The organism is Rhodococcoides kyotonense (genome assembly GCF_900188125.1).
Taxonomy (GTDB): Bacteria; Actinomycetota; Actinomycetes; order Mycobacteriales; family Mycobacteriaceae; genus Rhodococcoides; species Rhodococcoides kyotonense.
The window spans coordinates 223945-236946 of record NZ_FZOW01000008.1; the positions used below are offsets into that span (position 1 = coordinate 223945).

At 64.7% G+C, this 13002-nt stretch carries 10 protein-coding genes and 1 pseudogene; 7 read left to right on the forward strand and 4 right to left on the reverse strand.

What is annotated here, in order from left to right; translation table 11 throughout:
* Positions 1-9 precede the first annotated feature (9 nt).
* A complete protein-coding gene (locus tag CHB96_RS15440) occupies positions 10-1170 on the forward strand; it encodes an enolase C-terminal domain-like protein (RefSeq protein ID WP_089247702.1) in 1161 nt (386 codons plus the stop codon).
* A gap of 43 nt (positions 1171-1213) precedes the next feature.
* Positions 1214-2017 (forward strand): IclR family transcriptional regulator, encoded by an 804-nt coding sequence (locus CHB96_RS15445; protein WP_089247704.1) that lies wholly within the window; start codon positions 1214-1216, stop codon positions 2015-2017.
* Between the two features lie 69 nt (positions 2018-2086).
* On the opposite strand, the gene CHB96_RS15450 is transcribed toward CHB96_RS15445, so the two are convergent.
* Together CHB96_RS15450 and gudD are read right to left on the reverse strand one after the other, a co-directional pair.
* Positions 2087-3031: a 2-hydroxyacid dehydrogenase gene (locus tag CHB96_RS15450; protein WP_089247706.1), complete on the reverse strand. Its 945-nt coding sequence runs from the start codon at positions 3029-3031 to the stop codon at positions 2087-2089.
* On the reverse strand, positions 3028-4374 hold the full coding sequence (gudD, locus tag CHB96_RS15455; RefSeq protein WP_089247708.1) for a glucarate dehydratase: 1347 nt from the start codon (positions 4372-4374) through the stop codon (positions 3028-3030). Before gudD ends, CHB96_RS15450 begins: the two co-directional genes overlap by 4 nt.
* 275 nt (positions 4375-4649) lie before the next feature.
* Here gudD and CHB96_RS15460 point away from each other — a divergent pair, with 275 nt between their 5' ends.
* The 4 genes and pseudogenes from CHB96_RS15460 to CHB96_RS15475 all read left to right on the forward strand — a co-directional run bounded on the left by CHB96_RS15460 (position 4650) and on the right by CHB96_RS15475 (position 9450).
* Positions 4650-6248, forward strand: coding sequence for an aldehyde dehydrogenase (NADP(+)) (locus tag CHB96_RS15460; protein ID WP_089247710.1), 1599 nt, complete (start codon positions 4650-4652; stop codon positions 6246-6248).
* A 27-nt stretch (positions 6249-6275) separates the two neighbouring features.
* A pseudogene (locus tag CHB96_RS15465) lies at positions 6276-7205 on the forward strand (5-dehydro-4-deoxyglucarate dehydratase); the annotation flags it as partial.
* A complete protein-coding gene (locus CHB96_RS15470) occupies positions 7205-8473 on the forward strand; it encodes a glucarate dehydratase family protein (protein ID WP_089247714.1) in 1269 nt (422 codons plus the stop codon). The pseudogene CHB96_RS15465 and the gene CHB96_RS15470, both read left to right, overlap by 1 nt.
* A gap of 83 nt (positions 8474-8556) precedes the next feature.
* Positions 8557-9450 carry a LysR family transcriptional regulator gene (locus CHB96_RS15475; protein ID WP_089247859.1) on the forward strand — a complete coding sequence of 298 codons (894 nt, stop codon included), beginning with the start codon at positions 8557-8559 and terminating at the stop codon, positions 9448-9450.
* A gap of 247 nt (positions 9451-9697) precedes the next feature.
* Here CHB96_RS15475 and CHB96_RS15480 read toward each other — a convergent pair whose 3' ends face one another.
* Both CHB96_RS15480 and CHB96_RS15485 read right to left on the reverse strand, forming a co-directional pair.
* Positions 9698-10093, reverse strand: a complete 396-nt coding sequence (locus tag CHB96_RS15480; RefSeq protein WP_089247716.1) for a universal stress protein — start codon at positions 10091-10093, stop codon at positions 9698-9700.
* Complete coding sequence (locus tag CHB96_RS15485) at positions 10090-11085, reverse strand: 2-hydroxyacid dehydrogenase (protein ID WP_176444308.1); 996 nt, start codon at positions 11083-11085, stop codon at positions 10090-10092. The genes CHB96_RS15480 and CHB96_RS15485 overlap by 4 nt, the downstream gene beginning before the upstream one ends.
* Positions 11086-11419: 334 nt before the next feature.
* Here CHB96_RS15485 and CHB96_RS15490 point away from each other — a divergent pair, with 334 nt between their 5' ends.
* Positions 11420-13000 carry an ABC transporter substrate-binding protein gene (locus tag CHB96_RS15490; protein ID WP_176444309.1) on the forward strand — a complete coding sequence of 527 codons (1581 nt, stop codon included), beginning with the start codon at positions 11420-11422 and terminating at the stop codon, positions 12998-13000.
* The last annotated feature ends 2 nt before the right edge of the window (positions 13001-13002 follow it).

A 13002-nucleotide genomic window follows, 5' to 3' on the forward strand; every position in this document is an offset into this window, starting at 1 on the left:
TCATCCATCATGTCCAGCGTCATCACGGAAGTTGCCGTGCAGGTGTTCAAGACGGAGGCACGCACTGCGGTCGACTCGTACGGACACCGCCATCCAGGACCGTCGATTCAGACCACGCAAGCATTGCTGCGAATCACCGACTCCGACGGCGTGAGCGGCTACGCACTCGGAAAGCCGAACTACCTGCGTCAGGATCAGGTGGAGCAATCGTTCCGCTCGGTGTTGATCGGGACGGACCCGCTCGCCCGAGAAGCCATCGAGAAGAAATTCGCGATTCGCCAGCGGACCAAGGCCGTCGAACTGCCCGAGCACACACTCAGCTACATCGACCAGGCTCTGTGGGACCTGGCGGGCAACAAGTTCGACACCCCGGTGTGGAAGTTGTTGGGCGGCTCTCGGTCCGAGGTCAAGGCGTACGCCAGTACGATGTGCGGCGACGACATCGACGGTGGGCTGGCCACCCCCGAGGACTATGCGAATTTCGCTATCGACCTGAAAGCGCGCGGTTACCAAGGGATCAAGCTGCACACGTGGATGCCGCCGCTGCCGGGAGCACCGAACGTCAGCCGCGACATCGATGCATGCGCGGCGGTACGAGATGCCGTCGGGCCAGGGTTTTCGTTGATGCTCGACGGCTATCACTGGTACTCGCGGACCGAGGCACTCACGCTCGGTCGCGAGCTCGACCGGCTGAAGTTCGCGTGGTTCGAGGAGCCGATGGACGAGTTCTCGCTGCGCTCGTACAAGTGGCTCGCGGATCAGATCGACACCCCCGTGATCGGGCCCGAGACGACGCCCGGTCGTCACAAGTCACGGTCGGAGTGGATCGTCAACGAGGCATGCGACATCCTCCGCGTCGGAGCGATGAACGGCGGCGGCATCACACCTGCCCTCAAGACGGTGCACATGGCCGACGGCTTCGGCTTGGAGTGCGAGATCCACGGCAACGGTGCGCCGAACCTCGCGCTCGTCGGCGGCGCTCCGAATATCCAGTGGTACGAGCGCGGACTGCTGCACCCGCACACCGATTACGACTGGGTTCCGCCGCACCTGAAGTCCATCGTCGACGCCATCGACTCGAACGGCATCGTGCAGATGCCGGAGCGCCCGGGCCTGGGTGAGGAGTTCGACCACGAGTTCATCTCGGCGAATCTCGTCGGCGAATACTGAGTTCGTCGTGAAAAGTGCGTCCGTGGGTGAAACATCGTTCGAAATGAGGGACACTGTCCTCATGGTGAACGACGTCAAAGAGGCCACTACCCCGGTGAAGTCCGCCGAACGCACCATCCACATTCTCGAGACGTTGGCGGCGTCGCCGACGCGCATGAGTCTGGGCGAACTGCAGGAGGCGTGCAAGTACCCGCGATCGAGCTTGCACGCGCTCCTGCGCACCCTGAAGGACCTGCGGTGGATCGAGGCCGACGAGTCCGGTTCGCGCTACGGCATCGGAACGCACGCACTGCTGACCGGCACGTCCTACCTCGACAAGGATTCGGTGGTGGGGCGTGCTGCGGCCGTGCTCGAGGCTCTACGTTCCGATGTGCGGCACACCGTTCACTTCGCCCGACGTGACGAGGACCAGGTCATCTACCTCGCCAGCCGCGGGTCGAAGCTCGAGGTCAGGCGCATGCACCGCGTCGGCCGCAAGTTGCCGTGTCACGTCACCGCGTTGGGCCAGGCGCTGCTCGCGGAGCTGACCACCGACGAGGTCACGCAGCTGCTCCCCCAGAAGCTCGAGCGGTACACCGACAACACCATCGTCGACCGGGATGCACTGATCGCCGAGCTCGCCGAGGTTCGCAAGCGCGGGTGGTCGCTCGAGCAGGAACAGGGCACGCCCGGTGTCGTCTGTATCGCCACTGTCGTGCCCTATCGAATTCCGGCTACCGACGCATTGAGCGTGTCGATGCCGGCGGAGGTGGCGTCGTACCCGGGTGAGTTGGAGCGGATCGCGGGTGTACTGACCAAGCACGCCGACGCGTGGGCCCGGGAGCTCAGGGCCGAAGGCGTGCGGTAGGGGGCTTCGCCCCATGTGCACGAAAATACATAGCGGCAGGAGTGGAGCCTGCGGAACGACCCGAAGGCACTATGTATTTTCGTGCACATGGCGGATGCGCTGCGCGATATCGCCTACCCGCCCGACGAACGTGTGATGCGTGACGCCCGACGAGTGCGGGGTCATCAGGATGTTCGGAAGCTCCTCGAAGGCAAGAGAACTCGGCTTCCCGACGCCATCAGGCCCCGGGTACCGGTACCAGACATCGATGGCGGCAGCGGCGATGGTCCTGTCCGACAACGCGTCGAACAGTGCCTGCTCCTGAACCAACGGTCCGCGACCGACGTTCACCAGGACCCCGTCCGGCCCGAGAGCCGCCAGTTCGGACGCGCCGATCATCCCTCGCGTGGCGTCGGTCAGCGGCGCCGATACGACGACGACGTCGGACCACTCCATCAGCTTTCCGAGATCCGAAATATCGGAGTGCCATTCGAGTGCACCGTCGGCGTTCCCGCTGCCGGTCACCGCAGCCCCGACGCATCCGTACGCCTCGAACAACGCCCACGCCCTCTGGCCGATGTGCCCGAACCCGACGAATCCGATTCGAGCGCCGCTCAGCGACAACGGCTGCGGGATCGACGGGTCGTAGACCGACGTCTCGAACAGTCCGGTCCGCAGGGCCCGGTCCTGCGACAAGAATTTACGACGCATCATGACCGTGGCCGCGACGATGTACTCGGCTATCGACTGCTCGTGGTGAAAGGTGTTGCAGACCTGAACATCCGGCCCGAGTCCTGATCGGTCGACGTTGTCCGTCCCGGCGCCGACGACGTGCACCATCTTCAGCTGTGGAGCAGCCTTGCCCATCGCGGCGCTGAACTTGCCGCCGACGTAGACGTCCGCGTCGGCCAACTCGGTGATCACCGCAGCCTCGTCGAACGGCACGACCCAGACCACGTCGGCATCATCGGGGAGCTCGCGAAGGAACTGCTCCTTGTGCGGCAGTACGTTTCGATCACCTACGACGATCTTCATCGCACGAGCGCAGGACGCTTGCTGTCGAACGCCCAGCCGTCGATCAGGTACCGCATGCCGATCGAGTCGTCGCGCGCGCCGAGCCCTTCGCGCTGGTACAGCTCGTGCGCCGCATCGACTCTCTCCCAATCGAGTTCGACGCCCAAGCCTGGCTTGTCCGGCACAGTGAGGTAACCGCCCTCGATCTCGTAGGGCTCCTTCGTGACTCGCTGCCCGTCCTGCCAGATCCAGTGCGTGTCGATGGCGGTGATGTTGCCCGGAGCTGCAGCGGCGACATGAGTGAACATCGCAAGGGAGACGTCGAAGTGGTTGTTGGAGTGCGATCCCCACGTCAGGCCCCACGCGTCGCACAGTTGCGCGACGCGGACGGAACCGTTCATCGTCCAGAAGTGCGGGTCGGCAAGCGGAATGTCGACGGCACCCGAGCGGATGGTGTGGCCCATTTCGCGCCAGTCCGTGGCGATCATGTTGGTCGCGGTCGGCAGTCCGGTGGCACGTTTGAACTCGGCCATCACTTCACGGCCGGAGAAGCCGCCCTCGGGGCCGACAGGATCCTCTGCGTAGGCGAGTACATCGCGCAACCCGCGGCATGTCTGAATGGCTTCCTGCAGTAGCCATCCTCCGTTGGGATCCAACGTGATTCGCGCATCCGGGAACCGCTCGGCCAGTGCCGTCACCGCCGCAGCTTCCTCGGCCGCAGGCAACACACCACCCTTGAGCTTGAAATCCTGGAACCCGTAGCGCGCCTGGGCCGCCTCGGCGAGCCGGACCACCGCGTCGGGAGTCAGGGCTTCCTCGTGACGCACCCGCTGCCACGCGTCGGCGCCTGCCTCTTCGTCACCGGGGGTGCGGTACGCGAGGTCCGTCTTGGCCGAATCGCCGACGAAGAACAGGTAGCCGAGAGCCTGGACCTTCTCGCGCTGCTGGCCGTCACCGAGAAGGGCGGCGACGCTGACGCCGAGATGCTGTCCCAGCAGATCCAGCAGCGCCGACTCCACAGCGGTGACCGCGTGCACCGCGATGCGGAGATCGAACGTCTGCGCACCACGCCCTCCGGAGTCTCTGTCTGCGAATGCCTTTCGCATCGAACCGAGAATCGCGTTGTAGGCACCGACCGACTGGCCTTCGACGAGAGGCCGTGCATCCTCGAGGCAGCGCCGGATAGGCTCGCCGCCGGGCACCTCACCGACGCCTACTCGACCGTCGGAATCGGTCAGCACGACCAAGTTTCTCGTGAAGTACGGCGCATGGGCGCCACTGAGGTTGAGCAGCATGCCGTCGTGCCCGGCGATCGGGACTACGCGCATCTGGGCGACGACGGGAGTGGTGTTCTGCGCGTTCATGATCGAACCTTCTTCGGCGGGGAGATTCAGTGACTCGGCTCACAAAAACCTAAGCACTTAAATTGATTCCTGTCCAACACCATCAACGCATGGATTGATCCATCATCGGCATCGGTGCGGCCGTTCGCCCACGTCACGTCCAGACGTGCAGTGATACCCATGTTGCATCGACAGCGCAGTTAAAGGTCTTGGACACGTATCAATCGAAGGCATAGCGTCGTCGCCAGTGAGTCAGGTCACGTAGCTGACCGAACAACACGGAACAGGAGTCTCCTATGACAGCTTCATTGACGCAGTCCACCGAACTCGTCGGCGCGTCGATCATCGCCGGACAGTCCGTTCAAGGCACCGGCACCGCCGTTCACGGGATCGACCCGAGCACCGGACAGACATTGGAGCCGTCCTACCGGCACGGGGACCTCGGACAGGTCGAACAGGCTGCAGCTGCCGCGGCCGCGGCGTTCGACGAATACCGATCGACGTCGTCGGAGACCCGTGCACAGTTCCTCGACGCCATCGCCGACAACATCGCTGCCCTCGGCGACACCCTGATCGAGCGGGCCGTCGCCGAGTCCGGCCTTCCCGTCGGACGCATCACCGGCGAGGTCGGCCGCACGACGGGTCAGCTGCGACTGTTCGCATCGGTGCTGCGTGAGGGCAGTTGGAACGGCGCCCGCATCGACCCGGCACTCCCCGACCGCGCGCCACTCCCGCGCGCCGACATCCGTCAGCGAAAGGTCGCCCTCGGCCCCGTCGTCGTGTTCGGCGCCAGCAACTTTCCGCTCGCGTTCTCCGTCGCAGGCGGCGACACCGCGTCGGCGCTCGCTGCAGGCTGCCCCGTCATCGTCAAGGCGCACGACGCGCATCCCGGCACCTCCGAGCTCGTCGGCCGCGCCATCGCCGACGCCGTGGCCTCCACGGGAATGCCGTCGGGCACGTTCTCGCTGCTGTACGGCTCAGGTCGCACACTCGGCACTGCGCTCGTCACCGACCCTCGCGTCAAGGCAGTCGGTTTCACCGGATCACGTTCGGGTGGAACAGCTCTCGTCGCCGCAGCCGCAGGACGCCGGGAGCCGATCCCCGTCTACGCCGAGATGAGTTCCATCAACCCGGTCTTCGTGCTCGACGCGGCTCTCGAGACACGAGGAGCCGATCTCGGACGTGCCTTCGTCGCATCCCTGACGCTCGGCTCCGGCCAGTTCTGCACCAACCCCGGACTCGTGATCGCCGTCGACGGCCCAGGCCTCGAAGCCTTCGTGCAGGCCGCGGACGAGGCTGTATCCGCGAGCACCCCGACGACGATGTTGACCCCGAACATCGCCGCGTCCTACGCAAGTGGCGTCGAAGAACTCGCAAAGTCGGCGACCACCGTCGCGCGCGGCACCGAGACGGATGCACCGAACGCCTGCCGCGCGGCACTGTTCGTCACGGACGCAGACAGTTTCGTCACGAGTGAGGTCGAGCAGCAGGAAGTGTTCGGATCGTCCAGCCTGATCGTCCGCTGCACCGACGCGCAGCAGGTACGCGATGTCGCAGCACTCCTCGAAGGCCAGCTCACCGCGACCATCCACGGTGACGAAGCGGACCACGCCGACGCAGGCAAGCTGCTGAACATCCTCGAACTCAAGGCCGGACGAATCCTGTTCGACGGCTGGCCCACCGGCGTCGAGGTCGGCCACGCCATGGTCCACGGCGGACCGTTCCCCGCCACCTCCGATTCGCGCACCACCTCGGTCGGATCGCTTGCCATCGAACGCTTCCTCCGTCCGGTCGCGTACCAGGACGTGCCGAAGTCGTTGCTGCCCAGCGCAATCGCCGACGGTAATCCGGACAAGATCTGGCGCCGCATCGACGGCCAGCTCACCCAAGACTGACACCTTCCCCCTTCACATCTAGGAGACACAATGCTCGACGGAGTCCTCTTCTTCCCCGTCACCCCGTTCACCGATGCAGGCGAGGTCGACTACGACCTTCTCGCCGCACACGTAGCCAAGGGTGTCGACGCAGGCCCCGGTGGAGTCTTCATCGCTTGCGGCACCGGCGAATTCCATGCGCTGGACCTCGAGGAGTTCGGCAAGATCGTCCGTACCGCGGTCGACGTCGTCGCCGGTCGCGTCCCCGTCTACGCCGGTGCGGGCGGATCCGTCGCACAGGCCAAGGCATTTGCTCGTAGCGCAAAGGCGAATGGCGCCAACGGTATTCTTCTCCTTCCGCCGTACCTCGTGACGATGCCGCAGGCCGGACTCGTCGGATACACCAAGGCCGTTGCCGACACCACCGACCTGCCCCTGATCGTCTACAACCGCGGCAACGCACGCTTCACCGAAGCATCCGCCGTCGAGGTCGCCCAGTTCCCGACAGTCGTCGGATTCAAGGACGGCACAGGCGATCTCGATCAGGTCGGCCGCATCGTCCGTGCAGTGCTGGACTCACTCGAGGCGTCGGGCAAGGGTTTCCAGTTCTTCAACGGCCTTCCGACGGCCGAGGTGTCCCAGCAGGCCTACAAGGCGATCGGTGTCACGCTGTACTCGTCGGCGACGTTCGCGTTCGCTCCCGAACTGGCACTCGCCTTCTACCAGTCGCTCGAGACCGGAAACGAGAAGCTCACGGCGGCACTGCTTCGCGACTTCTTCCACCCGCTCGTGCGTCTGCGTGACCAGGTCCCCGGCTACGCGGTCTCGCTGATCAAGGCAGGCGTCACGCTCGAGGGCATCGAGGCCGGACCGGTTCGCCCGCCGCTCGTCGACATCAGCGCGCAGCACCTGACCGAACTCACGCAGATCGTCGCCGCGGGACGCGCAGTACTCGCGGACGAGCTCGCGGTGCACTGATGGTCGACTCCATCCGCATCACCGGAGCCCGAATCACACCGGTAGCCTTCGTCGATCCTCCCCTGCTCAACACCGTCGGCGTGCACCAGCCGTACGCTCTGCGGGCAATCATCCAGCTGGACACCGAGGCCGGCATCGTCGGCCTCGGTGAGACGTACGCCGACACCGCGCACGTCGCCAGGCTGGAAGCGGCTGCCGAGGCCATCACCGGCTTGGACGTGTTCGCACTCAACGCGATTCGCGAGGCGATCGACACCCAGTTGGCGTCGTCGACCATCACCGGCGGTGACGGGGTCGCAGGCATGATCACGACGGCGAGCACGACGGATCGCGTCTTCTCCCCGTTCGAGGTCGCATGTCTGGACGTTCAGGGCAAAGCTCTCGGTCGTCCGGTGTCGGATCTGTTGGGCGGCAAGGTAAGAGACACGGTGCCGTTCAGCGCCTACCTGTTCTACAAGTGGGCGGCGCATCCCGGAGCCGAGCCCGACGAGTGGGGTGAGGCGATCGATCCCGAAGGCCTCGTCCGTCAGGCGCGAAAGATGATCGACGAGTACGGCTTCGGCGCGATCAAGGTCAAGGGTGGGGTGTTCCCGCCCGACGAGGAGATCGCCGGCATCAAGGCGTTGCGGGAGGCATTCCCGGAACTCCCGCTACGCCTCGATCCGAACGCCGCATGGACCGTCGACACGTCCATCCGGGTGGCGAGCGAACTCGACGGCATCGTCGAATATCTCGAGGACCCGACACCCGGGCTCGACGGGATGGCCGAGGTCGCGCGCGAGGCGAAGATGCCGCTGGCGACCAACATGTGCGTCGTCGCGTTCGATCAGCTCAAGCCTGCAGTACTGAAGGACTCCGTTCAGGTCGTCCTGTCCGACCATCACTACTGGGGTGGACTGCAGCGCTCCCGCCTGCTCGCAGGTGTGTGCGACAACTTCGACATGGGTCTGTCCATGCACTCCAACAGCCATCTGGGTATCAGCCTGGCGGCCATGGTGCATCTGGCAGCGGCCACGCCGAACCTCACCTACGCCTGTGACACGCACTGGCCGTGGAAGAACGAGGACGTCGTCAAGCCTGGGGTTCTGAAGATCGTCGACGGTGCGGTCGCGGTTCCCACCGGGCCTGGCCTCGGTATCGAGATCGACGACGACGCTCTTGCCGCACTGCATCAGCAGTATCTGGACTGCGGTCTTCGAGACCGCGACGACACCGGATACATGCAGAGCATCGACGCGACCTTCGAGAACACCAGTCCACGCTGGTAACCGATCGTCGAAGGCCGCTCGTGCGTTAGGTTGATACCCGACCTGACCGCGAGCGGCTTTCTTCGATATCAGGAGTGAATGAATTGTTCTCTCTCAACCGGCTGACCTGCTTCATCGCGGTGGCAGAAGAGCTGCATTTCGGTCGCGCCGCCGAGAGACTGCACATGACGCAACCTCCGTTGAGCCGACAGATCCAGCAGCTCGAGAACGAAGTCGGTGTGCAACTCATCGACCGCACCAGCCGCTCCGTCACCCTCACCGCAGCCGGCGTCGCTTTTCTACCCGATGCCCGACGCATCGTCCATCTCGCCGAAGGCGCCGTCCTGACGGTCCGCCGTGTCCCCACCGGCGATCTCGGCACTGTGACAGTCGGTTTCACCGGGGCATCGGCCCACGCCGTGCTGCCGCAACTGCTCGAGAAGGCGCGAGAAGAGCTGCCCGACGTCAAAATCGTTCTGCGCGAGATGGTCTCGGCTGTCCAGATGGAGTCGCTCGCGATCGGCGACATCGACCTGGGACTCGCCAGGCCCCCTCTGAACCGCCCCGGCATCGCGTCACGACCGGTTCTGCACGAATCCTTCGTCGCCGCCCTGCCTGCCGCGCACCCGCTCGCCCAGCAGGAGAAGCTGACGATCGAGGAGTTCGACGACCAGGCGATCGTCATGTACTCACCCGTCGACGCTCGTTATTTTCACGAGCTGCTGATCAGCACGTTCACCGTCGTCGGTGTCACGCCCCGATACGTGCAATACGTGACGCAGGTGCACACGATGCTCGTGCTGGTGCGCTCCGGAATCGGCATGGCGTTGGTTCCCGAATCGGCCCGCACGATGCAACCGGAGGGGGTCGTCTTCCGACCCATCGACACGACACCCAAGCGGCCCGTCGAGCTGCACGCCGCCTGGCGACCGGACAACGACAACCCCGCACTGCACAGGTTCATGTCGGACGTCCTGCCGACTCGCGAGTGGAGCTGATCGAAGCACTGCTAACGAAATCGGTCGTACCGACGACATAGAGTCGACACCCGGGGCGACGGAATCTCGGACAGCACTACGAAAGGAACACCCCTCACATGCTCGGCATCCTGTTCTCTCTGCTCGGCGACGCGTTCAACATCTTCACCAACGGTCAGAGCCTCGGCTGGTGGTGATTCCGCCCCGATAGAGAAAAGCCCCCGGACTCCACAGGAGCCGGGGGCTTTCTCGTCGCGTTCGACGCTGTTCAGCGCGGCAACCCCACCGGCGGCTTGACGGCCGTCACGGGACTCTGCGACTCGAGGATGACGCGCTGAGAAATACTGCCCATCAACAGCTTTCCGACGGGTGAGCGACGACGGATGCCGATCACCACGAGGTCGGTTCCCTCGGCGTACGACAGATCGATCAGGTTGTCGGCGTGCGAGCGACCCGACTCGTTGTCGTGGACCTTCACGACCACACCTGCGGCGTCGGCTTCGTCGCGCGCCGATTGCACGGCGGCACCGAAACTTTCCTCGGACGCGCTGTCCTCTTCCGCGACGATGATCAGATCGGTCCCACGCTGCAGGGCCTCGCCGAATGCGAACGGCAACGCGCCCTTGCCTTCTGCGGTCGGCGAGTAGCCGACGACGACGGTCACCGGTTCACCGGCGTCGTCAGTGTGCCGTCGGCGAGGAACTGATCCAGGTTCTGCACGGTCAAAGCCTCCATGGCTGCTCGGGTTTCCACCGTGCCACTACCCACGTGGGGAAGCAGGACGACGTTGTCCAATTCCAGTAGTTTCTCCGGCACCGACGGTTCGTGTGCAAAGACGTCGAGACCCGCGCCCGCGAGGCGCCCATCGGCGAGGCGCTCGACAAGAGCATTCTCGTCGACGACGCTTCCCCGAGCCACGTTCACCAGATACCCCTGCGGTCCCAGCGCGTCCAGAACGTCACAGTCGACGAGGTGGCGAGTTCCCGAGCCACCCGACGCCGCCACCACGAGAATGTCCACGCCGGCGGCCAGAGCCGCAGGCGTCGAGTAATAGGTGTAAAGCGAACCGTCGATCTCGTTCCGATTGTGATAGCTGACGGCACAACGGAAACCGACGAGACGGTCTGCGATGGCACTTCCGATGCGGCCGAGCCCGATGATGCCGACTCGCTTGCCGGTGACCTGACGCGTCAGCGGGGTGTTGCCTTCCGACAGCCAGCGGCCCGCACGAACGTAGCGGTCCGAGAACGACACCTGACGCACGGCGTCGATGACCAAACCGACAGCGAGGTCGGCGACGCAGTCGGTCAGTACGTCGGGAGTATTGCTGACGCCGATGCCGCGCGCGCTTGCCGCCTCGACGTCCGTGGTGTCGTACCCGACGCCGAAGTGCACGATCGCGCCCAGGTTCGGCAGCTGCGAGATCAGTTCCGCGTCGACGCCGGTGCGGCCCGACGTCACAGCCGCGGTGATCGAGTCGCCGTGCTCGGCCAGGAAGCCTGCCCGCTCCGGGGAATCGGGGAGCACGAGGGCGTCGTAGTCGTCGGTAAGTGTGTCCACCAGTGACGGCTTCAGCGGGCCGACCCTGAGCACCCGGCCGCTGGTTCTCGAATCCTGTTGTTGCTCAACCGATTTCTTCGACTCGACCGTTGTCATCGCGAAACTCCTCACCGTGCGCGTTTCCCAGTACGTTATGCCGGATTACAGATACCTGTCCAACACGTAAATAACATGGATTGATACTCAAACGGCATGATAACGCTCTTCTGCCAACCATGGGTCTCCTAACAAAACCGCGTCCTACCAGGTCAGATGCCGTAAGTTGTGACGTCGGACGCATAATCTGCTCGATTGTGACGCGGGAAACTCCCTGTACACAGCCTCGAGCGCGGTTGACGGCGATTTCCCCTGCTCCTACCGTGTGTCTACCGTCACAGGTGCGGCTACTGCACTGACGAAGACGCACATCACTTCTCCCTTGGAGGCCCCCATGAGCCCTGCACGAGCAGTGCAGCAGGGACGGACCACGCGCTCGGCGGTCATCACCGCTGGCGCCCTTGCCTTTTCGATGATCGCGAGCGGATGCACGGTGGCGAACTCCGGCAGCGGGACAGCCGCCAGTGCCGACACGCTCCGCATCGTTCTGCAGGAAGAGCCACCCACACTCGAAGCCTGCGATGTTTCCCTGACATCCGTCGGCGTCGTCACGAGGTCCAACATCACCGAACCGCTGATGGAACGGAACCCGAGCGAGGGCACACTCGAGCCGAAGCTCGCCGACTCCTGGACTCAGGTCTCGGACCGTGAGTGGACGTTCCAGTTGCACCCCGGCGTGACGTTCAGCGACGGCAGCCCGTTCGAAGCCGAGGACGCCGCGCACTCGATCGAACGAGCGGTCAACTCCGACCTCGGGTGCAACGTCGAAGGCTACGTCTTCGGTGACGCCGATCTGACGGTCCGCGTCGTCGATCCACTCACGATCAGTGTGGCCGCGCCGGCCGCGGACCCCATCCTCCCGCTGAAGCTGTCCTTCGTCGAGATGGTGCCGCGGACGTACAGCATGACCGAACGTGTCCGCGAACCGATCGGTACGGGACCGTTCGCGATCGACTACTGGGACTACGGCCAGAGACTGTCACTCGTCCGCAACGAGACGTACTGGGGACAAGCACCCGACTACGCCCGTGCCACGTACCAGTGGCGCAGCGAAGGCAGCGTTCGCGCGTCGATGGTCGCGAACGGCGAGGCGGAGATCGCCACGTCACTCGGACCCGAGGACGGCGCAGGCGACCTCGGCGTCGCGTACCCCAACAACGAGACCACCGCGGTGCGCATCCAACTCGAGGAACCGCCCCTCGACGACATCCGCGTGCGGCAGGCGATCAACTACTCCGTCAATCGCGACGGCATCGTCGACGCACTGTTCCAGGGGCTCGGAAAGCCTGCAGCGCAGCTGGTGTCGGACGGCGTGATCGGCTACAACGACGACATGACGCCCTGGCCCTACGATCCGGCGAGGGCGCAGCAACTGATCGACGAGGCGCGCGCCGACGGCGTCCCGGTCGACGCACCGATCAGACTCATCGGTCGGACCGGCCAGTTCCCGAAGGTCAACGAGACCCTCGAAGTGATCCAGTACGCCCTGTCCGAGCTCGGCATGAACGTGTCGATCGAGATGACGGACTCAGCCGGAACCGCCGAATACCAGGAGCGCCCGTTCCCGAAGGTCGGGCCCTACCTCCTCGTCATCCAGCACGGCAACCAGGCAGGCGACGCAGCCTTCACCGCCGACCAGTACCTGATGAGCGAAGGGTTCCAGAGCGCAGGCGGTACACCGGAGTTCGACAAGCGAGTCGAGGAGGCCGCCGTGCTGACCGGTGACGCTCGACAGGATGCGTACGCCCAGCTGTTCGCCGACGAGCCCAAGGAGATCATGCAGATGGCGTTCATCGCGCATATGGAAGGTGTTCTCGCCAAGGCGGACTCGGTCGACTACACACCCAACTCCGCAACCGTCGACGAGATGCATCTCGCCGCCATGACCCGCGCCGACGCGGCCGAAACGGACTGAGG